This is a genomic window from Bradyrhizobium sp. 35 (assembly GCF_023073215.1).
Taxonomy (GTDB): Bacteria; Pseudomonadota; Alphaproteobacteria; order Rhizobiales; family Xanthobacteraceae; genus Bradyrhizobium; species Bradyrhizobium canariense_D.
The window spans coordinates 215,641-235,888 of sequence record NZ_JADPJC010000144.1 but is presented as its reverse complement, the minus strand read 5'-3'; the positions used below and the strand labels follow the sequence as shown (position 1 = coordinate 235,888).

At 64.2% G+C, this 20,248-nt stretch carries 17 protein-coding genes; 6 read left to right on the top strand and 11 right to left on the bottom strand.

Annotated elements, in window-relative coordinates:
• Positions 1-21: 21 nt before the first annotated feature.
• Entirely contained in the window at positions 22-567 is a 546-nt protein-coding gene (locus IVB36_RS29840) for a carboxymuconolactone decarboxylase family protein (protein WP_247394036.1), read from the bottom strand.
• 136 nt (positions 568-703) lie between these two features.
• Here IVB36_RS29840 and IVB36_RS29835 point away from each other — a divergent pair, with 136 nt between their 5' ends.
• Together IVB36_RS29835 and IVB36_RS29830 are read left to right on the top strand one after the other, a co-directional pair.
• Positions 704-1,918, top strand: a complete 1,215-nt coding sequence (locus IVB36_RS29835; RefSeq protein ID WP_085349645.1) for an acyl-CoA dehydrogenase family protein — start codon at positions 704-706, stop codon at positions 1,916-1,918.
• A 148-nt stretch (positions 1,919-2,066) separates the two neighbouring features.
• Positions 2,067-3,206 (top strand): acyl-CoA dehydrogenase family protein, encoded by a 1,140-nt coding sequence (locus IVB36_RS29830; protein ID WP_018455999.1) that lies wholly within the window; start codon positions 2,067-2,069, stop codon positions 3,204-3,206.
• A 192-nt stretch (positions 3,207-3,398) separates the two neighbouring features.
• On the opposite strand, the gene IVB36_RS29825 is transcribed toward IVB36_RS29830, so the two are convergent.
• From IVB36_RS29825 to IVB36_RS29780, 10 genes are all read right to left on the bottom strand, one after another.
• Positions 3,399-4,436, bottom strand: a complete 1,038-nt coding sequence (locus tag IVB36_RS29825) for an amino acid ABC transporter substrate-binding protein (RefSeq protein WP_026233067.1) — start codon at positions 4,434-4,436, stop codon at positions 3,399-3,401.
• Positions 4,437-4,489: 53 nt separating this feature from the next.
• The gene (locus IVB36_RS29820; RefSeq protein ID WP_018456001.1) at positions 4,490-5,083 is read right to left on the bottom strand and encodes a L,D-transpeptidase; all 594 of its coding nucleotides are present in this window, start codon (positions 5,081-5,083) and stop codon (positions 4,490-4,492) included.
• A gap of 196 nt (positions 5,084-5,279) precedes the next feature.
• Positions 5,280-6,254 (bottom strand): hypothetical protein, encoded by a 975-nt coding sequence (locus IVB36_RS29815; RefSeq protein WP_018456002.1) that lies wholly within the window; start codon positions 6,252-6,254, stop codon positions 5,280-5,282.
• Between the two features lie 84 nt (positions 6,255-6,338).
• On the bottom strand, positions 6,339-6,902 hold the full coding sequence (locus IVB36_RS29810) for a thioredoxin family protein (RefSeq protein ID WP_018456003.1): 564 nt from the start codon (positions 6,900-6,902) through the stop codon (positions 6,339-6,341).
• 31 nt (positions 6,903-6,933) lie between these two features.
• A complete protein-coding gene (locus IVB36_RS29805) occupies positions 6,934-7,632 on the bottom strand; it encodes a cytochrome c biogenesis CcdA family protein (protein ID WP_018456004.1) in 699 nt (232 codons plus the stop codon).
• Between the two features lie 312 nt (positions 7,633-7,944).
• Positions 7,945-8,556, bottom strand: coding sequence for a sigma-70 family RNA polymerase sigma factor (locus IVB36_RS29800; protein ID WP_018456005.1), 612 nt, complete (start codon positions 8,554-8,556; stop codon positions 7,945-7,947).
• Positions 8,557-8,967: 411 nt separating this feature from the next.
• The gene (locus tag IVB36_RS29795; protein WP_018456006.1) at positions 8,968-9,702 is read right to left on the bottom strand and encodes a response regulator; all 735 of its coding nucleotides are present in this window, start codon (positions 9,700-9,702) and stop codon (positions 8,968-8,970) included.
• A gap of 10 nt (positions 9,703-9,712) precedes the next feature.
• On the bottom strand, positions 9,713-11,458 hold the full coding sequence (locus IVB36_RS29790; protein WP_018456007.1) for a DUF3369 domain-containing protein: 1,746 nt from the start codon (positions 11,456-11,458) through the stop codon (positions 9,713-9,715).
• Complete coding sequence (locus tag IVB36_RS29785) at positions 11,428-13,458, bottom strand: ATP-binding protein (protein ID WP_018456008.1); 2,031 nt, start codon at positions 13,456-13,458, stop codon at positions 11,428-11,430. The genes IVB36_RS29790 and IVB36_RS29785 overlap by 31 nt, the downstream gene beginning before the upstream one ends.
• Before the next feature lie 54 nt (positions 13,459-13,512).
• Entirely contained in the window at positions 13,513-14,508 is a 996-nt protein-coding gene (locus IVB36_RS29780) for a TRAP transporter substrate-binding protein (protein WP_026233068.1), read from the bottom strand.
• 186 nt (positions 14,509-14,694) lie between these two features.
• On the opposite strand from IVB36_RS29780, the gene ugpB reads away from it, so the two are divergent.
• From ugpB to IVB36_RS29760, 4 genes are all read left to right on the top strand, one after another.
• Entirely contained in the window at positions 14,695-16,035 is a 1,341-nt protein-coding gene (ugpB, locus tag IVB36_RS29775) for a sn-glycerol-3-phosphate ABC transporter substrate-binding protein UgpB (RefSeq protein WP_026233069.1), read from the top strand.
• A 154-nt stretch (positions 16,036-16,189) separates the two neighbouring features.
• A complete protein-coding gene (locus tag IVB36_RS29770) occupies positions 16,190-17,137 on the top strand; it encodes an aminoglycoside 3'-phosphotransferase/choline kinase family protein (protein WP_247338302.1) in 948 nt (315 codons plus the stop codon).
• Positions 17,138-17,396: 259 nt separating this feature from the next.
• The gene (locus IVB36_RS29765; RefSeq protein ID WP_018456012.1) at positions 17,397-19,019 is read left to right on the top strand and encodes an ABC transporter substrate-binding protein; all 1,623 of its coding nucleotides are present in this window, start codon (positions 17,397-17,399) and stop codon (positions 19,017-19,019) included.
• Positions 19,020-19,232: 213 nt separating this feature from the next.
• Positions 19,233-20,246 carry an ABC transporter permease gene (locus IVB36_RS29760; RefSeq protein WP_018456013.1) on the top strand — a complete coding sequence of 338 codons (1,014 nt, stop codon included), beginning with the start codon at positions 19,233-19,235 and terminating at the stop codon, positions 20,244-20,246.
• Positions 20,247-20,248 lie beyond the last annotated feature (2 nt).

The window sequence follows — 20,248 nt, the reverse complement described above, 5'->3', positions numbered from 1 at the left end:
CAGCGTTTCCGGATAGGCAACTTACGACAGCTCCCGCACCTCGCCCTCCGGCAGCTCGAACTCAAACGTGTTCAGCGTCATCGACACCAGCGTGTAATAGCCGCAGAGACCAATCACCTCGACCGCGCCGCGCTCGCCGAGCAGCTTCACCGCCTCGTCATAGAGGCCCTTCTCGACGCCGTGGCCCTCATGCAGCGATTTTGCGACGTCGTAGATCATCTTAGCCCTGGGATCGTCGAAGACGGGCGTGCGGCGGTCGCGGATCGCGTCGATGATGTCAGGGTCCATGCCGCCCGCAAGCGCCAGCCGCTTGTGCGCGTACCATTCGTAATGGGCGGTCCAGTGCCGCGCCGTCACCAGGATCGCGATCTCCGAAAGTTTCGCGGGAAATATCGTATCGTAACGCAGGACCTCGCCGAGCCGCGTGGCGTGACGGGCCATGTCGGGGCTGTTGAGCCAGGCCATCATCGGTGCCGGCGGCCTGCCGCGCTTGCCGGCAATCGACTCGTCATAGGTCTGCCGCTGGCTCTCGTTCATTTCGCCAGGCGAAAGAAGCTTCAGGCGCATTGTTGTTTCCTCTTTGTTTTCAAGCTCGCCGTGGCGGCGACTATAGCGGATGCGTGACACGGAAGTGGTTGAATTCCGCGGGAGCTTGGCCCAGAGTCGCGCCCAACAAACCGACATAGATTGATGGAAACGACCTATGACTGACTCCAGGGCCAGCGAGACTGAGACCGCCGATCTCGAAACATTCCGCAGCGAAACGCGCGCCTGGTTGGAAGCCAATTGCCCGCCGGAAATGCGCAAGCCCGCGACGTCCGACGCCGACGTGTTCTGGGGTGGACGTAACGCAAAATTTTCGTCCGAGCCGCAACGCATCTGGTTCGAACGCATGCGCGACAAGGGCTGGACCGTACCGGACTGGCCGAAGGAATATGGCGGTGGGGGCTTAAGCGCCGCGGAGCACAAGGTGCTGCGCGCGGAGATGGCCAGGATCGGCGCGCGGCCCCCGCTGTCGAGCTTCGGGATCTGGATGCTCGGGCCGGCGCTGCTGAAATACGGCAACGATGCCCAGAAGAAGGAGCATCTGCCAAAGATCGCCGCGGGCCTGATCCGCTGGTGTCAGGGCTATTCCGAGCCGAACGCCGGCTCCGATCTCGCCTCGCTGCAGACCCGCGCCGAGAGCGACGGCGATGATTTCATCATTACGGGGTCGAAGATCTGGACCTCCTATGCCAACTACGCCGACTGGATCTTCTGCCTCGTTCGCACCGATGCCGCCGCGAAGAAGCATGACGGCATCAGCTTCATCCTGTTCGACATGACCTCGAAGGGCGTGACGACCAAACCGATCCTCCTGATCTCCGGCTACTCGCCGTTCTGCGAGACTTTCTTCGACAATGTCCGCGTGCCGAAATCGCATGTGGTCGGCACCGTCAATCGCGGCTGGGACGTCGCAAAATATCTGCTCCAGCATGAGCGCGCGATGATATCAGGCATGGGCGAGCGCGGCGTCGGCCGTCCGCTGGGCCAGATTGCGGCCGATTCCGTCGGCACCGATGCGCAGGGACGGCTCGACGATTCCATGCTGCGTGGCCGCATCGCCAGCTTCGACGTCGACGAAGCGGCCCTTGGCGCCTGCGCCGAGCGCGCGGTCGATCTCGCCAAGGCCGGTCAGGCCCATCCGGCGTTCTCGTCGGCGATGAAATATTACGGGACCGAGCTCAACAAGCGCCGTTACGAGATCCTGATGTCGGCCGGCGGCGTCGATGCGCTGGAATGGGAGAGCGAGCGTTCGAAACAAGGAGCGCGTCCGCGCGCCTGGCTGCGGACCAAGGCCAACTCGATCGAGGGCGGCACCACCGAGGTCATGCTCGGCATCGTCGCCAAGCGCATCCTCGATTTGCCGGGGGCGTAACCCCAGCGTCGTTCCGGGGCGGTCCGCAGGACCGAACTAAGGTGCGCGGTTGCGCACCTGAGAACCTCGAAATTCCGGGTTCACGCTTCGCGTGCCCCGGAATGACAACAACAGACATGCATTCCGCCAGACGTTAGAGACATTGCACATGGCCCTCGTCCTCACCGAAGAACAATCGATGCTCCGCGACAGCGCGCGCGGGCTGATCAGCGACAAGGCGCCGGTGTCGCATTTGCGGCATCTGCGCGATAGCAAAGACCCCATCGGCTTCTCCAGGGAGTTTTGGCATTCCTTCGCCGAGATGGGTTTTGCCGGCTTGCTGGTGCCGGAAGAGTTCGGCGGCAGCGGCCTCGGCTATGTCGAGGCCGGGGTGGTGATGGAGGAGATCGGCCGCACGCTGATGCCCTCGCCCTTCCTCGCAACCAGCGTGGTCGCGGCCTCGGCACTGAACCGTGGCGGCAATGCCGCGCAGAAGTCGGAGTATCTGCCGAAGATTTCCAACGGCTCCCTGCTCGCGACGCTCGCGATCGACGAGGGCGCAAAACACCGCCCGCTTCAGACCAGCCTCCAGGCCGTGCGCGCCGGCAACGGCTTCAAACTCTCCGGCGCCAAGGCGCTGGTGGTCGACGGTCACGTTGCCGATCTCCTCATCGTCGCTGCGCGTACGGCCGGCTCAGCCGGCGAGCGCGAGGGGCTGACGCTGTTCCTGGTCAACCCCAAGGCCAAGGGCGTTGCGATCGAGCGCACCATCATGGTCGACGCGCACAATGCGGCGCGGATCGAGCTTGCCAATGTCGAGGTCGATGCCGACAGCGTGCTCGGCGAAGTCGACCAGGGAGCCGGCTTGCTCCACGGCGTGCTCGATATCGGGCGGGGCGCAGTGGCCTCCGAAATGGTGGGTCTGAGCGAAGAGGTGTTCAACCGTACCGTCGAGTACCTGAAGAGCCGCAAGCAGTTCGGCAAGCTGATCGGCGAATTCCAGGCGCTGCAGCACCGCGCCGCCGAACTCTATGTCGATATCGAGATCACCCGCGCCGCCGTGATGAAGGCGCTGCAAGCGCTCGATACGGACGTCGCCAAGGCGGCGTCAGCCGTCGCAGTGGCGAAAGCCCGCGCCGGCACCACCGCCACGCGCGCGGTGCAGGAAGGCGTGCAGATGCATGGCGGCATGGGCATGACCGACCAGTTCGACATCGGCTTCTTTATGAAGCGCGCGCGCGTGTGCGAGGAATTGTTCGGCGACGCCAATTACCACACCGAGCAGCTGGCAAGGGCGCGGGGGTATTGAGGCGAGGGTACCAATGGGCACAGCTGCGCCTCGAATAGAGGTGTCGTCCCGGCGAAGGCCGGGACCCATAACCCCAGGGAGCAGTTTGAGAAAGACTCGGAGTTGCTAGCTGCCGCTACAATTTCCGATGGTGGTTACGGGTCCCGGCCCCCCGTGCGCAATTGCGCACTAGGCCGGGACGACAAAGACCTCTTACCGCACCGGCGGCGCGTACTGCACGCCGCCCGCATTCCACAGCTGGTTCATGCCGCGCGGGATCTTCAGCTTCGACTTCTCGCCGATGTTGCGCTCGTACATCTCGCCGTAATTGCCGACGTGGCGGATGATGCGGACCACCCAATCCTTGGTCAGGCCGAGCTGCTCGCCGTAATTGCCCTCGGTGCCGACCAGCCGCATCACTTCCGGCTTCTTCGACTTCAGGGCCTCGTCGATGTTCTCCGAGGAGACGCCGAGCTCCTCGGCGTTGATCATCGCGTACAGCGTCCACTTCACGATCATCATCCAGTCGTCGTCGCGCTGGCGCACGACGGGGGCGAGCGGCTCCTTGGAGATCATGTCCGGCAGGATCATGCTGTCGCCGGGCTTCGACAGGTTCAGCCGCAGCGCGTAGAGCTGGGAGACGTCGGCGGAGAGCGTGTCGCATTTGCCGGTGTCGTAGGCTTTCACGACGTCGTCCAGCTTGTCGAACTTCACCTCTTCATACTTCATGTTGTTGGCACGGAAGTAATCCGCGACGTTGAGCGCCGTGGTGGTCCCGGTCTGGACGCAGACCTTGCTCCCGGTCAGGTCCAGCGCGGTCTCCTTGTTGCGCGCGCGCGGCAGCATGAAGCCTGCGCCGTCGTAATAGGCGACCGCGGGGAAATAGAGATCGTAGTCGAGCTCGCGCGCCATGCTCCAGGTCGAGTTGCGCGAGAGGATGTCCACTTTCCGGCTCTGCAATTCCTTGAAGCGCTCGTTGGCATCGAGCGCGACGAATTTCGCCTTGCTCGGGTCGTTGAAGATCGCGGAAGCCACCGCGCGGCAGAAATCGACGTCGAAGCCGGTCCAGTTGCCCTTGTCGTCGGGGATCGAGAAGCCCGGCAGGCCCTTGTTGACGCCGCACAGCACTTCGCCGCGGCGGACGGTGCGCTTCAACGTGCGGGTGTCGTAGAATTCATAGATGATGGCCAGGACGGCGACCAGCACGGCGACTGCGAGCCCGATCAGCAGGCCGCCACGAAAAGTGCGCATCATGTTGCTCTCTCGAAAAATCGGGAAAAGGAATATTCGCTAATGCGAGGAGATCAGAGTTCGGGCTTCTGCCGGATGACGACCTTGGTGCCGACAGGGACGCGATCGTAGAGATCGGCGACGTCGCGGTTGACGAGCCGGAAGCAGCCGGAGGAGACCTTGGTGCCGATCGTGTCGGGCCGGTTGGTGCCGTGGATGCGGTAGACCGTGGTGCCCAGATACATGGCGCGCGCACCGAGCGGATTACCGGGGCCGCCGGCCATGAAGCGCGGCAGATAAGGCTGGCGCTGGATCATCTCCGGCGGCGGCGTCCAGTCCGGCCACTCCTTCTTGTTGGTGATGTTCACCAGACCCTGCCACTGAAAACCGTCGCGGCCGACGCCGATGCCGTAGCGGATCGCACGACCGCCAGGCTGCACCAGATAGAGATGCCGTTCGGCGGTCGAGATGATGAGGGTGCCGGGCGCTTCGGTGGTGCGGAAGTAGACGACCTGCTTCTGCCATTCCGGATCGAGCTCATAGGCATCGTCGGCGACCAGGCCCGGCTCGTCGCCGCGGTCGGGCTGCTGGGCGTAGGCGTGGGGCGCGGACAGGATCAGGCCGATCGCAGCCACAAACACCCCGGTCAGGCGACGAAAATCCGTCATTTCAAGCTCTCCCCGCGGCCAAAGCCAAATCATCTGGAACCATCAAATCTCAGGGCCATCTTCATGGCAAGTTCAAGGCACCCTTAGACCATATGTCACGAGAATGCTTTGGTTTTTTGACGGACCGCGCGCAATGCCACAAACGGGGGATGGCGCGAAAAGCAGTGGTCGCAGCATCCTCACCGCGCGCGGCCTGTCAGATCTGGTTATTCTCAGCCGCGATCCCGAGCCGCCGGACGATCTCCGTCCCCACGGCCCGGGCCTCAGGCCTCGAACCGATGCGAGGGCTGCGAAACCGTTGTCCTGACTGCAATCGGATCACGACGATGCAGTGCTCGTCCTCGGAGCGGCCGCGGCGCTCGACCGTGATCGTCTTGACGTCGCGCCCTTCGATGTGGTCGGCGCGCAACGTGCCGTCGCCCCACAGGCGTTCGATCCGGATATCGCCCTGGCGGATGATCCAGAACGCGCCGGTCACAAGGTTGGCATAACGGGAAACGCCAAAAGCGGCGAGCGCGCCGACGGGCAGCAGCACGATGTCGACCGACCCGGGCGACAGGCCACGCCAGAGCCTGTAGGCGTAGGGAACGGCGCACAATGCGACGACGATCAGTGCGACGATCCTGATGTCTCTCTTCGAGAACGGCTCGAGGGGGTCGCCGAGACGCATCTCGGGATTGCTGGCATCGAGCGGATTGACCGGAGACTCGACGTCGGGGACGTCGAATTGCGCGGCGATCCGCGCCACCGTGTCGTGCACATGGGTGACGTCGGAGATCGGCGGCGAGGTCAGGCGTTCTCCGGAGGCCAGCGTGAAGGCCAGCTGAAAGCGGGCTTTCGCCCTCTTGCTGCCGGGAACCTGCAATCCCTTGATGTCGTCCTTGGCGACGATCCGCGTCCGCAGTTTTCCGAACGGGCGCTGCTCGCCGATCAAGATCTCGTCCGGCGTGATGATCCACACCACCGCCGGCGCCAGCATGATGATAGCGACGAACGCTGCTCCAACGAGCAGCGCGACCACGGAGATGATCACCTCCAGGGGATCGTGTGTGAACAGGCCCGGCGTGAAGCACAGCGCAACGGCAGCCGCAAAGCCGGACATGACCAGCCGCTGCGCAATCGAGGCGCCCTCGCGAAGGCGAATGTCGGTGCTGTTGGTGGCGTCGTCCATCGCGGGCGGCTGATTACGTGGCCCGCGAAACTCCACGGACGGGTCCGTGGAGTCAAGCAACAAGGGCGCGACCCGTGCCGGGCGTCAGCTATTGGCGTTCAGCAGCTTTGCCACGGTGCGGTCGATCTCGTCATAACGGCCTTCGCCCTCGTGCTGGAATACGATCTTGCCGTTCTGGTCGATGATGTACTGCGCCGGCCAATATCGGTTGCGGTAAGCGTTCCAGGTCCTGGAATCATTGTCCTGCGCCACCGGATAGGTGATGCCGTGGCGCTTCAGCGCCGCCTGCACATTGGAGGCCGAGCGCTCGAACGGGAACTCCGGCGTGTGCACGCCGACCACGACGAGGCCCTTGTCCTTGTACTTGGCATAGAGATCGGTGACGTGCGGCAGCGTGTTGACGCAGTTGACGCAGCCATAGGTCCAGAAGTCCACCAGCACGACCTTGCCGCGGAGATCGGCGATATTAAGCGGCTTCGAGTTGAACCAGTTGTTGATGCCGGCGAAGTCGGGCGCGGTGTCCTGGCTGGCGGCGGCGGTGACGACAGGGACAGCGCGCGCGGCCTCGTCGCAGATGCCGGGGATGACGGCGCCTGTTACGGCGATGCCGATCAGTGCGGCGGAGACGGCGAGCAGTTTGAAAGTCATGGAAAGATCCTCCGGTGAAGCTGAGGGATGATCACAGGCCGATCTGGCCGGTGGGATAGAAGCCGGTGAGCCACGCCACGATCAGCGTGTCGTATTGGAAGTAGGCGGCGAGCGCGAAGCCGATCACGACGACGCCAAAGCCCTGCTGCAGCCGTGGCGAAATGCGCGCGAGACTGCGCACGCGCGTGGTCGCGGCCTGCCCGCCATAGGCGATCGCCAGCATGGGAATCGCCGCGCCGATGGCGTAGGCGATCAGCAGCGTGCCGGCCCAGGTCGCCTTCTCAGTCGTTGCGACCAGCGTCAGGATCGAGCCGAGCACCGGGCCGGCACAGGGCGTCCAGACCAGGCCGAGCGTGGTGCCGAGCACGAGCCCGCCGAGTGCGCCCTCGCGCTGCGTGGCGCTGGAGTTGCCGAGATCGAGCCAGCCGTTGAGCCGGATCGACAGCCATTCGAACGGTGCCGGCCACAGCATCAACAGGCCGAAGCCGAGCAGCAGGATCGAGGCCGCTTCGCGCAGCACGTTCGGATCGAAATTAAACAGCCGCGTGATGGCGCCGAGCAGCAGCGCGGTCGCGGAGAACGAGATGACGAAGCCGAGCGCGATCATCGCCGGACGAAGATGCGAGCTGCGGCCGATTGAGGCGCCGAGCAGGATCGGCAGCATCGGCAGCGTGCACGGCGCGGCGATGGTGAGGATGCCGGCGAGGGCAGCGAAGAGAAGTTCGAGCATGGGGCACTCGTGGAGAGGGTCACGAGGGCAGTTCGGGATGAGCGAGGCAGTCGTTACGCCGCGTCACGCCTTCGTGACGGGAGTGCTGCTGCCGCAGCTGTCTGCTCCAAACACAAAACGACCCGGAGGGGGGCATCCCGTCCGGGTCGTTGGAGGTCTTGGGAGGTTTAACGAAACCGTATGTGAGCTTTATAGGAGGGAAGTTTTTCCGCCTGATGTTGTGCTTTGTTTCAATTGTTTCGTCGGCGGTAACACTTCCGTGTCCGAGATAGGGCCAAAGCCAATGGCCTATCCCATTGAAATATCTGAATTTCAGGCGGCGAAGCGCTCGACGCCACAGCCCTTAAGCAATTCGGCCAGTTGCTTGCGGGCGTAGAACATCCGGGTCTTCACCGTGCTCTGCGGGATGCCGATGATCTGGCCGACCTCCTCCACCGACTTCTCGTGGTAGTAGACCAGCGTGATGATCTCGCGATGCGCGGGCGACAGCTTCTGGACGCAGGCGCGCAGGATGGCGCTGGTGTCGCTGCGGTCGAGCGAGGTCTCCGGCGTGTCGCAACCATCGGCGATCTGGCGCACGTCTTCCTGGTCGATGTCCTCGAAGCGGCGCTGGCGCATCGCAGTCAGCGCCTTGAAGCGGGCGATCGAGAGCAGCCAGGTCGAAACCTGCGAGCGGCCCTGGAATTGGCCGGCGGTCCGCCACACGTCCAGAAACACCTGGCTCACCAGGTCTTCCGCCGTAGTCGCGTCGCGCACGATCCGCAGGATGAAGCGGTAGACGCGCACATTGTGCCGGCAATAAAGGATGTGCATGGACGTCCGGTTGCCGTCGGCAATGCTTTCGAGAAGCATGTCGTCCGAGGTCGCCTGAGCGGCAATGATGCTCTGGCTGGCTTGGGCGTTGATGGCGATGACGTTCGGCATTGACTTGGCTCCCCGTAGCGCCGCAACCGAGCGGCGTTTCCTTGGACCAAAGTGTTAATGAGCCAACGTTTCGGGACGTCTGCACGAAAAGCGGAAAATGGTTTCGTGCGCCGACAAATTGTTTCGTCGAATTAGCCGCGACGAAACATTCGGGGCAAAAAAGCGTGGAATTTCAAGGTACGGAAAATACGGGGGTGGGGATTAGGCCGCCAGCGGAGGCGCCGGGAACGTATTTCGGGCTTTTGCGTTCGCACTCCCCGTGTCGTCCTGGACAAGCGAGCAAAGCGAGCGCCGATGCAGGACCCATTACCCCAGGGAGACGTTTTGCGGAGACGTGTGGTTGCCAGCTCGCGCCACAATCTCTGCCTGGGGTAATGGGTCCTGGCGTTCGCCAGGACGACAATGGAGCCCCTACGCCTTCTCACCCGCCGGCGAGAACAAATAGCCGCCGCCGCGGATGGTGCGGATCACGGCGGGTTTTGCCGGATCGGGCTCGATCTTGCGGCGGATGCGCATGATGCGCAGGTCGACGGCGCGGTCGAAGGCTTCGGCGTCGCGGGCATTGGCCAATTCCAGCAGGCGCTCGCGCGACAGCACGCGCTTCGGATTGGCCGCGAACACTTTCAAGAGCCCGAACTCGGATGCGGTCAGCGGGTGCTCGTTGCCCTCGTCGTCGCGCAAGGCCTGCGCTTCGAGATCGAGCCACTTGGTCCCGAACCGTACCAATTGCTCCTTGTCCGATTTCGCAGCCGCCGCGTCCGCCACGGCTTTCGCCGGCGCGCTCCGGCGCAGCACCGAGCGGATGCGTGCCATCAGCTCACGCAGCTCGCACGGCTTGGCCACGTAATCGTCGGCGCCGAGCTCGAGGCCGACGACGCGGTCGATCGGGCTTGCCGTCGCCGTCAGCATGATCACCGGCACGTTGATGCGGCTCTTGAGGTCGCGGATGATCGAGAGCCCGTCTTCCTCCGGCATGTTGAGGTCGAGCACGACGAGGTCGGGCATGCTGCCGTCGATCGCCGTGCGCAACGACTTACCGCCGTCGCACAGCGTCACGGTGAAGCCGTGCATCTTGAGGTAATCGCCGACCATCTCCCGGGCCGGGGCCTCGTCGTCGACGATCATGATGTGCTGGCTTTGGGTCATGGTCCTGAGATCACGAAATTTCGGTCGCGGGGAGGGTGATGGTGAAGGTCGAGCCCTTGCCGGGGCCCTCGCTCTCGGCGGTCACCTCGCCGCCGTGCATGTCGATAATACGCTTGACGATGGACAACCCAAGCCCGGTCGAGCTCTCGCCGGCGGTCGGTTTTGCCGACAGCCGCTGGAACCGGCCGAACAGGCGGCCGAGATCCTCCGGCGACAGGCCGGCGCCCTCGTCGCTGACGCGGACGATGGTGTCGCCGCCCTCATGGCTGACGACGACGCCGATCTTGCCGCCGATCGGTGAGTATTTGATGGCGTTGCTGATCAGATTGTCGATTGCCTCGCGAATGCGGTCGGTGTCGCACATGGTGACGACGTTGACGGGCGCGGTGACGCTGATCGCCTGCTGCTTGTTGACGGCGAGCGGCTGGTTGGCCTCGGCGACCTCCTTGACCAGGGCCGCGACGTCGACGGGCTCGCGGCGGATGGTGATGTCGAAGGCATCGGCCATCGCATCCGAGATCAGATGATCGACCATCGTGGTCAGGCGCTTGGTCGCATCGCGGATGTGATCGACCTGGGCCACGACGCCGCCTGACGACGCGCCGGTCGAGATCAACTCCTTCAGCATCTCGGTGCGGCCGAGGATGACGCCGAGCGGATTCTTCAGATCGTGGGCAACGGTACCGAGGATTTCGTTCTTGAAGCCGTTGGCGCGTTGCAGCCGCAGCCATTGCGCCGAGAGGCGGCGGTTGGCCTGCATCAGCGCGCGGGTGCGCTGGGCGACGCGGTCTTCCAGCTGGGTGTTGGCGGCCTGGAGCTGCTGGTAGAGGATGACGTTGTCGAAGGCGATCGAGAGCCGGCTGGAGAAGATCTCTACCAGCGAGCGGTCGGTCTCGGACAGCTCGCGCTCGGCCTGCAGCAGCACCACGACCTCGCGGCCGCTTCCGGTGCGCAAATAGATCACGCTGCGGTGGTCGGCGAATTCGTTCTTGCGGCCCTGGAACGCGGCTTCCACCATCGCGCGCAGATCGGGGTCGAGCGCCTTCGACGAGGTGGTGCCGATGAAGCGGCTGTAGCAGCCGCTGCCGGCGAGCACCGAGAGCTCGGGGTCGATGCCGCCATTGTCGCGCAAAACCAGGATACCGGCGCAATCGACGTTGAGCAGCGAGGCAAGCTGGGTCAGTACGCCCTCGGCGAGCCGCTGCATCGACTTGAAATCGTACAGCGTCGAAGCCGCGTCGATGATGATCTCGAGCCCGCGCCTTGTCTGCAGCATGCGCTCGAGCTGCTGGTAGGAGCGCAGCGCCGCGGTCAGCGAGGTGAACAGCTTGTCGGCGGTGAGCTCGGTCTTCGCTTTGTAGTCGTTGATGTCGTACTGCACGATCACGCGCCGTTCAGGCGCTTGACCGGGCTGTCCGGTGCGCAGGATGATGCGCACGGTCTCGTTCTTGAGCTCGTTGCGGATGTACTCGACCAGCTCGAGGCCGGCGACGTCCGTCTCCATGATGACGTCGAGCAGCACGGCGGCGATGTCGTTGTGCGCGGCCATCAGCTTGCGACCTTCGGCCGCGGAATGGGCGGAGAGGATCTCCAGGCCCTGGCCGTTGAGGGAATAGTCCGAGAGCGCAAAACGCGTACCGTCATGCACGGCCGGATCGTCGTCGATGACGGCGATCTTCCATTTCCGGGCGTCAACATCCTCCGATGCGGTACCGGTGTCGTCGATCAGGTGGAGGACATCGTCCTGTTCGGCCATTGAGAAGTCCCGTCAGTCTCTGTGCTTTGCCCGCCGCCCTTGGCGACCCGGGGCATGATAATGCGAAAAGTAGTGCCTTGTCCCAGCTTGGATTCCAGCATCATGCGACCGCCGAGCTGCTGGGTGACGAGGTTGTAGACGATATGGAGGCCGAGTCCCGTGCCACCTTCATTGCGCCTGGTGGTAAAGAATGGGTCAAAGGCCTGGCGCTGCACGTCGGAGGTCATGCCGGCCCCGTCATCGGTGAAGATGATCTCGACGTCGTCGGCCCCGCGCGGCCGCGCCGAGATCGTGATCGTGCCGGCGCGGCCGTCGGCAAAGGCGTGGTTGGCGGCGTTGAGGAACAAATTGGTCAGGATCTGGCCGTAGGAGCCGGGATAGCCGTCGAGCAGCAGCCCCTCGGGCATGTCGACATGGAGCGTGATCGGCGACCGCTTCAACACCGGCCGCAGGCTCGCGATGATCTGCTCGGTGGCTTCGCTCAGTGAGAACTGTCGCCGCTCGGCATGGGAGCGGTCGACCGCGACCTGCTTGAACGACTGGATCAGCTCGCCGGCGCGCTGGAGATTGGCGACGAGCTGCTGCGAGGCGTCGCGCGAGGACTGCACGAATTCTTCCAGCTGCGAGCGGCGCAGGCCGCCGTCGCCCTTGAGCTGGGCCTCGAAGATTTCGGTGCGCCGGGCAAAGCTCGACGCAACGGTGAGGCTGATGCCGATCGGGTTGTTGACCTCGTGCGCGACGCCGGCGACGAGGCCGCCGAGGGCTGCGAGCCTCTCGGCATCGATCAGATTCTGCTGCGCGGCGTTGAGCTCGAGCAGCGCGCTTTCGGCCTTCTCCTTGGACGCGCGCAGCTCGTCCTCGGTCTGGCGCTTCGCGATGGCGTTCTCGCGGAACACTTCCACCGCGCGCGCCATGGCTCCGACCTCGTCGCGCGCGCGCGTGCCCTGCACCTCGCGGCCGAGGTCGCCGAGCGTGATCGCGCGCATCGCCGCCATGATCTGCTGCAGCGGCAGCCGGATCGACAGCGCGATCAGCACGCCGGCGGTGAGGATGATGCCGAGGAAGATCACGGCGATGGAGAGAACGCGACGGGAAATGTCCGCCAGCGTGCGGTCGAACGTCTCCTGCGCCTTTTGCTCGCGCTGGCGCATCTTGGTGGAGAGATCGTCGATGGCGCCGATCGCCTCGGCCTGGTTGGCGTCGATGGTGTTGCGCAGCAGCTCGGTACGGTTCGTGAGCTGCTCGGAGAGCTTTGCAAAACCCTCGCGCAGCGCGGCGGTCCGGGCGGCGAGTCGTCGCAGCGCCATGCGCTGGAGGTCGTTGTCGGCGAGATCGATCATCACGGGGATGGTCTTCTCGATGGTCTCGGTGTTGCGGCGGGCGTCGTCGGCCGCACCCGATGACAGCGACAGATAGTAGGAATTGGCCGCGACCAGCATCGCGGTGAAGGCCTCGCGCGACTTGCCCAGCGAAGGCCAGATCAGCGCGTCGCGATGGCCGGTGGCGCCTTCGATGATGGAGTAAAGGCCGGCCATGTCCCTGGCCGGTCCCTGCACCTGATCCTCGTAGGTCTTCGCGATGGTGGCCTGCACGCCGCGCAGCTCGCCGAAGCCGTTGAGGAAGCGGTCGGTGGTGCGCTCCAGCTCCTCGACCGAGCCCGACAGCATCGGGTCCTTGGCGGCGCGATTGGTCAGCGTCCCCAGCACCGCCTCGCGCAGCAGCAGGATCTCGGCGAACAGGTCGGGGCTCGGCTGGTTGATGTAGCGGTGGATCAGATTGTGCAGCCGCCCGGTCTCGCTTTCGAGCAGCGCCAGAATCCGGTCGGATTCGCGCACCTGGCGCACGTCGTCCCAGGCCGAGCCGAGCACCTGCGAGCCGTTCCAGATCAGCCCGACCAGCACGATGACCACGGCGGAGTTCAGCGCCGCGATCGACAGGATGCGCCAACGGATCGGCACCGCCCGGAGCACGCCGACCAGCCGCGCGCGCAGCCGCCCCATCGGGCCGGGCGACCTGTCTGCATGCTCGCTGTGTCCAAGCCCGGGCAAGAGGCCTCACTCCACCTTGCGAATGCGTTCGATCAGCGCGGCCGCGGCCGGATCCTGCCCGGCCTTGGCGTAGATCGCGACCATCGCGTCTTCGAACGGCTTGCGGTCGATATCCCTGACGATGGTGACGCCCGCTGCTTCCGCCTTGCGCTGCGACTGCTCCTCCAGGTCGCGCCATTTCTCGCGCATGAAGCGGCTGGAGCGCTGTGCGGCTTCCCTGAAGATGGTTTGCTCGTCGGCCGACAGGCTTTTCCAGGCCTTCAGCGAAATCACCAGCACTTCGGGGCTCATGGTGTGCTCGGTGAGGGCGAGATAGCCGGCATGTTTGTAATGGTCCGTCGTCACGTAGGATGGCCAGTTGTTCTCGGCGCCGTCGATCAGGTGGTTGGCAAGCCCGGCAAGCACCTGCCCATAGGGCATCTCGACCGGCTCCGCGCCGAGCGCGCGGATCATCTGGCTCATCAACTCCGACTGCTGCACCCGGATCCGCAATCCCTTGAGGTCCGCGACGTTTCTGACCGGGCGGGCGCCGTTGTAGATCGATCGCGCGCCGGAATCGTAGAAGGCGAGGCCAACGAAGCCGTAGGGCTCGAAGCTGCCGAGGATCTCGCTGCCGATCGGCCCGTCCAGCACCTTCTGCATGTGCTCGATGGACCGGAACAGGAACGGCATCGCCAGCACGTTCATCGCCGGAACGAAATTGCCGATCAGCGCCACATTGGTCCGGTTGAGATCGATCGCACCGACCCGGGTCTGCTCGATGGTCTCCTTCTCCTCGCCGAGTTGGCGGGAGTGGAAGACCTTGACCTCGTGCCGACCGCCGCTGCGCTCGGCGATCAGGGCGCCCATGTAGCGCAGCGCCTGCACGGTCGGATAATCCTCGGTCTGGGTGTCGGCGGCGCGGAACTCACGCGCAGCAGCTCCCGTCGCGCAGAGGGCGATCAAAAGCGCGACGAAAACCACCCCGGTCCGCGTGCGTTCGGCACGGTTCAACACTGGCACACTCAACCCCTCAGTGGTGGAGTCTATGGCGGGAGGAAAAGGTTCAATGCAATCTAGCAGATGGTCGTGGGAAGGCCATCCCGCCGGGCGCCTCGACGTGATTGTGCGGCGCGGCCGGGGCTCATTCCCGGTTGAAACCGCAAATGCCGCGCCTTAAGCAGGGGCAGCCGCTTTCGTCGGTGCGGCATGGAAAGAGCCATCGTGACTTCAGCATCGCGCCTTTTGCAGGTCGTCGCCGCCTTTGCGGCGCTCTCCTTGGCCGCGCCGGTGCGTGCCGCGACCGACATCGCGTGGTGGCACGCCATGTCCGGCGAACTCGGCCGGCAACTGGAAAAGCTCGCCTCCGACTTCAACGCCTCGCAGCCGGATTATCGCGTGGTGCCAACTTACAAGGGCAGTTACACCGAGACGGTGACGGCCGCGATCTTCGCCTTCCGCTCGCGCAGCCAGCCCGCGATCGTCCAGGTCAACGAGGTCGCCACCGCCACCATGACCGCGGCCAAGGGCGCGATCTATCCCGTGTTCAGCCTGATGCGGGACATGAAGGAGCCGTTCTCGCTCAATGACTACCTTCCCGCGGTCTCCGGCTACTACACCGATGCGGCCGGCAATCTCTTGTCCTTCCCTTTCAATTCGTCGACGCCGATTCTTTATTACAACAAGACCATGTTCCGCGACGCAGGGCTCGATCCGGAGGCGCCGCCGAAGACCTGGCCGGAGCTTGGCGCTGCTGCAAAACGCCTGCGCGATCGCGGCGCGGTGTGCGGCTTCACCACCTCCTGGCCGTCCTGGATCCATGTCGAGAATTTTTCAGCCTTCCACAATCTGCCGCTGGCAACGCGGGCGAACGGCTTTGCCGCGTTGGATGCCGAGCTGACCATCAACAATCCGTCTCTCGTGCGTCACGTCTCCGAGCTCAGCGAGTGGCAGAAAACGAAAGTGTTCGACTATAGCGGCCGCGGCCAGTCGGCCGAGCCGCGCTTCCAGAACGGCGAATGCGGCATCTTCATCGGCTCCTCGGCGACGCGCGCCGACATCAAGGCGAATTCGAAGTTCGAGATTGGCTACGGCATGATGCCGTATTGGCCCGACGTGAAGGGTGCGCCGCAGAATTCGATCATCGGTGGCGCCACGCTGTGGGTGCTGCGCGACCGTCCGCGCGAGGAATACAAAGGCGTGGCACGATTCTTCGCCTATCTGTCGCAGCCCGGCGTGCAGGCCGCCTGGCACCAGAACACCGGCTATCTGCCTGTCACCCGCGCCGCCTTCGAGCTGACGCGCGCGCAAGGTTTTTACGAGCGCAATCCGGGCTCGGCGATGTCGTTCGAAGAGATCACGCTGCATCCGCCGACGGAGAATTCAAAGGGCATCCGGCTCGGCTCCTTCGTGCTGATCCGCGGCGCGATCGAGGACGAGCTGGAGCAGGCCTTTGCCGGCCGCAAGAGCGCGCAAGCCGCGCTCGATGCTGCGGTCGAACGCGGCAACAAGATCCTGCGCCAGTTCGAGCGCGCCAGCCCGGATAGGTAGGGGGAGGGATGGTAGCTCGGCGTTAAGGCGCAAGGCCGTTCCACAGCGTCATGGCCGGGCTTGTCCCGGCCATCCACGCCTTGGCCGCAGCACGAAGAACGTGGATGCCCGGGACAAGCCCGGGCATGACGAGCTCAACAGCCGTTAGGTTACGATGTCGATGCCACTCCCCCACCTCGCCGACGCGGCAAGCTTTCGCGCCTTTCGCGCCGACCCTCCGCGATGGCTGCCGATCGCACTCGACATCGCCCGCAGCCACGATCTCGATGCCAGCGCGCCGCACGTGTTTGCCACCGGCACCAATCTCGTGGTCGGGCTCGGCGATCGCCTGATCCTGAAAATCTTCCCGCCGCTGCTCCGCGCGCAGTTCGTCTCCGAGCACGGCTCGCTGGCCCAGCTTGCCGGTCGCATTGACTTGCCAATTCCCGAGATCGTCGCGGAAGGCGAGCGCGACGGCTGGCCTTATCTGATCATCACGCGCCTTGCCGGCACGCTCGGCTCGGAGGTCTGGCCGTCGTTGCCGGAAGCGCAGAAGGAGCGCGTGCTGCGACAGATCGGCGAGACCATCGCCGCCGTGCAGCGCGCGCCGCTCGGCTCACTCGCGCAGATCCAGCCGCGCTGGGACGACTTCATGCGGGCCCAGATGCAGGGCTGCAAGGCGCGGCACACGCGTCTCGGCCTGGCGCCGAAATTCCTCGCCGGCCTCGACGATCTCCTGCGTGATGCGGCCGCGCTCATTCCGATGGATGCGTCGCCGGTGATCCTGATCGGCGAATACATTCCGGAGAACTTCCTGCTCGCCCGCCACGACGATCAATGGTCTCTCGCCGGCCTGTTCGACTTCGGCGACGTGCTGGCGGGATGGCGGGACTACGATCTGCTCGGCCCTAGCGCCTTCATGGCAGCGGGCCGGCCGGGCAGGGTGCGCAACCTGCTCGAAGGCTTTGGCTATGCGAAGCTCGACTTCGCGCTCAAGCGACGGCTGATGGCCCTGATGCTGCTGCATCGCGCCAGCGACCTCAACAGCCACATCTGCATCGAGGGCTGGCAGGAGCAGGCGGATGATCTGGTCGAACTTCAGGAACTGATCTGGCCGGGGTGACGGGCCGCGATCGATAGCCGCGCCACCTAGGGGCGAGACGCGCTCACGCAATAGGCTGGTATTCTCGAAGCATATTTTTTAGGCAAATATACCTGTTTGTATGCAATGTCCGACGGCTTGGCTTCTGATCGACGGCCCGGATAGCAGCCTTTTCCTATAAACATTTCATAGGCTTAGCTGGTTTAATCCTTGCTTAAGCCTTGGCACGAACCTTGCGAATCCAGTTCCAACCAGAAAACTTTTGTGTTGGAGCCATTCCATGAAGCGCCGCGATTTCCTCAAGTCCGTTTCCGGATTGGCCGCAGGCGCGGCGCTTCCGGCCATGCCGTCCGTGATCTCGTCGGCCAAGGCCGATGCGCGCTCGGAGACGCTGCTGATCGTCTCGGAAGGCGGCCCCAACAATCTCGATATCCACGGCGTCGGCACCAACGTGCCCGGCTATGAGGTGTCCTGGAATTGCTACGACCGCCTGCTCAGCCACGAGATGAAGACCGGCCCCGGCGGCGTGCCCTATTACGACCGCGACAAGTTCAAGGGCGAACTCGCCGAGGACTTCAAGATCGACGACAGGTCGGTCACCTTCAAGCTGAAGAAGAACGCCAAATTCCACGACGGCGCGCCTGTGACCGCCAAGGACGTGAAGTGGTCGCTCGACCGAGCCGTCAGCGTCGGCGGATTCCCCACCTTCCAGATGAGCGCGGGCTCGCTCACGAAACCCGAGCAGTTCGTCGTGATCGACGACTACACGGTACGTGTCGACTTCCTGAAGAAGGACAAGCTGACGATCCCCGATCTCGCGGTGATCGTGCCCTGCATCATCAATTCCGAGCTGGTGAAGAAGAACGCCAGCGAGAAGGATCCCTGGGGACTCGAATTCACCAAGCAGCAGACCGCGGGCTCCGGCGCCTACAAGGTGACGAAGTGGACCGCCGGCACCGAAGTGGTGATGGAGCGCAACGACGATTGGGTCGGCGGCCCGCTGCCGAAGATCAAGCGCGTGATCTGGCGCATGGTGCCGCAGGCCGGCAATCGCCGCGCGCTGCTGGAGCGCGGCGACGCCGACATCTCCTATGAGCTGCCGTTCAAGGATTTCCAGGAGATGAAGGCGAGCGGCAAGCTCAACGTGGTGTCGCTGCCGTTCTCCAACGGCATCCAGTATATCGGCATGAACGTGACCAAGCCGCCGTTCGACAATCCCAAGGTACGTCAGGCGGTCGCCTGCGCGATTCCCTATCAGAAGATCATGGACGCGGTGATGTTCGGGCTGGCTAACCCGATGTTCGGCGCGCCCAAGGACAAGCCAACCGAAGTCGCCTGGCCGCAGCCGCACAAATACAACACCGACATGGACAAGGCGAAGGCGCTGCTGGCCGAGGCCGGCTACCCGAACGGCTTCGAGACCACGATCTCGTTCGACCTCAACTTCGCCGGCGTCAACGAGCCGCTCTGCGTGCTGGTGCAGGAGAGCCTGGCCCAGATCGGCATCAAGACCACCATCAACAAGGTGCCCGGCGCCAACTGGCGCACCGAATTGAACAAGAAGGAAATGCCGCTCTTCACCAACGTATTCTCGGGCTGGCTCGATTACCCCGAATACTTCTTCTACTGGTGCTATCACGGCAATAATTCCGTCTTCAACACCATGAGCTACAAGTCGGCGGAGATGGACAAGCTGATCGACGGCGCACGCGCGGCCGCCGCGACCGGCGACACCGCGACCTACGACACCGACGTGAAGGGCTTCGTCGACCTCGCCTACAGCGACATCCCGCGCATCCCGCTGTACCAGCCGTTCGTCAACGTCGCGATGCAGAAGAACATCAGCGGCTACCAATACTGGTTCCACCGGAGGCTGGATTATCGCGCGATGGCGAAGGGGTAAGGGGATGGCGGGCGCTGTCCTTCGCAGTGAGGTGAGCACGCTTTTCAGGCTCCCTCCCCCCTTGTGGGGGAGGGGTGGGGAGAGGGGTAGCCACAAACTCCGATCTCTCCCGGAGCCACCCCCCTCCCTAGCCCTCCCCCACAAGGGGGGAGGGAACGCAGCGGAGCGAGTGGCCGCGTGTCGGGTTCATTCAACGCGCAAGAGGAAGTCGCCATGCTGACCATGATCGGCAAGCGCCTGATGTTCGCGATTCCTTCGCTGATCGGGGTCGTCATCGTCACCTTCCTGCTGACCCGCGCATTGCCCGGTGATCCCGCGGCGTATTTCGCCGGCCCCGCCGCAACGAAAGAAGCCGTCGAGCAGATCCGGAAAAAACTCGGCCTCGACAAGCCGCTGATCGAGCAGTTCTTTCGCTACACCAACGATCTCGCCCATGGCGATTTCGGCAACTCGCTCACGACCGGCCAGCCGGTCGCAGCCGAGATCCGCAACCGCCTGCCGGCCTCCGCCGAGCTGACGCTGCTCGGCCTCATCGTCTCGGTCGTGATCGCGATTCCGCTCGGCGTGCTGGCGGCGACGCGGCCGGGCTCATGGGTCGACCATCTCTGCCGTGTGACGACGACGGCCGGCGTCTCGCTGCCGGTGTTCTTCACAGGTCTGGTGCTGGTCTATGTGTTCTATTTCCGGCTCGGCTGGTCGCCCGCGCCGCTCGGCCGGCTCGATGTGTTCTACAGCGCGCCGCCGACAGTGACCGGCTTCTATCTGATCGACACCCTGATCGCGCGCGACTTCGAGGCGTTCCGTTCGGCATGCAGCCAGCTCATCCTGCCGGCGACGACGCTTGCGATCTTCTCGCTGGCGCCGATCGCGCGCATGACGCGCGCCTCGATGCTGGCGGTGCTGTCCTCCGAATTCGTGCGCACCGCGCGTGCCAGCGGCCTGTCGCCGGCGACCGTCATCGTCACCTACGCCTTCCGCAACGCGATGCTCCCCGTCATCACCACGCTGAGCATGGTGTTCTCGTTCCTGCTCGGCGCCAACGTGCTGGTGGAGAAAGTGTTCGCCTGGCCAGGCATCGGCTCTTACGCCGTCGAAGCGCTGATCTCGTCGGACTTCGCGCCGGTGCAGGGGTTCGTGCTGACCATGGCGGTGATGTACGTGCTGCTCAATCTCGTGATCGACATTCTCTATGGCGTGATCGACCCGCGCGTGCGGTTGGAGGGCTAATC

Coding starts and splice junctions, on each gene's coding strand:
- IVB36_RS29840 (WP_247394036.1), bottom strand. CDS start 567: ATGCGCCTGAAGCTTCTTTCGCCTGGCGAAATGAACGAGAGCCAGCGG.
- IVB36_RS29835 (WP_085349645.1), top strand. CDS start 704: ATGACTGACTCCAGGGCCAGCGAGACTGAGACCGCCGATCTCGAAACA.
- IVB36_RS29830 (WP_018455999.1), top strand. CDS start 2,067: ATGGCCCTCGTCCTCACCGAAGAACAATCGATGCTCCGCGACAGCGCG.
- IVB36_RS29825 (WP_026233067.1), bottom strand. CDS start 4,436: ATGCGCACTTTTCGTGGCGGCCTGCTGATCGGGCTCGCAGTCGCCGTG.
- IVB36_RS29820 (WP_018456001.1), bottom strand. CDS start 5,083: ATGACGGATTTTCGTCGCCTGACCGGGGTGTTTGTGGCTGCGATCGGC.
- IVB36_RS29815 (WP_018456002.1), bottom strand. CDS start 6,254: ATGGACGACGCCACCAACAGCACCGACATTCGCCTTCGCGAGGGCGCC.
- IVB36_RS29810 (WP_018456003.1), bottom strand. CDS start 6,902: ATGACTTTCAAACTGCTCGCCGTCTCCGCCGCACTGATCGGCATCGCC.
- IVB36_RS29805 (WP_018456004.1), bottom strand. CDS start 7,632: ATGCTCGAACTTCTCTTCGCTGCCCTCGCCGGCATCCTCACCATCGCC.
- IVB36_RS29800 (WP_018456005.1), bottom strand. CDS start 8,556: ATGCCGAACGTCATCGCCATCAACGCCCAAGCCAGCCAGAGCATCATT.
- IVB36_RS29795 (WP_018456006.1), bottom strand. CDS start 9,702: ATGACCCAAAGCCAGCACATCATGATCGTCGACGACGAGGCCCCGGCC.
- IVB36_RS29790 (WP_018456007.1), bottom strand. CDS start 11,458: ATGGCCGAACAGGACGATGTCCTCCACCTGATCGACGACACCGGTACC.
- IVB36_RS29785 (WP_018456008.1), bottom strand. CDS start 13,458: ATGGGGCGGCTGCGCGCGCGGCTGGTCGGCGTGCTCCGGGCGGTGCCG.
- ugpB (WP_026233069.1), top strand. CDS start 14,695: ATGGAAAGAGCCATCGTGACTTCAGCATCGCGCCTTTTGCAGGTCGTC.
- IVB36_RS29770 (WP_247338302.1), top strand. CDS start 16,190: ATGTCGATGCCACTCCCCCACCTCGCCGACGCGGCAAGCTTTCGCGCC.
- IVB36_RS29765 (WP_018456012.1), top strand. CDS start 17,397: ATGAAGCGCCGCGATTTCCTCAAGTCCGTTTCCGGATTGGCCGCAGGC.
- IVB36_RS29760 (WP_018456013.1), top strand. CDS start 19,233: ATGCTGACCATGATCGGCAAGCGCCTGATGTTCGCGATTCCTTCGCTG.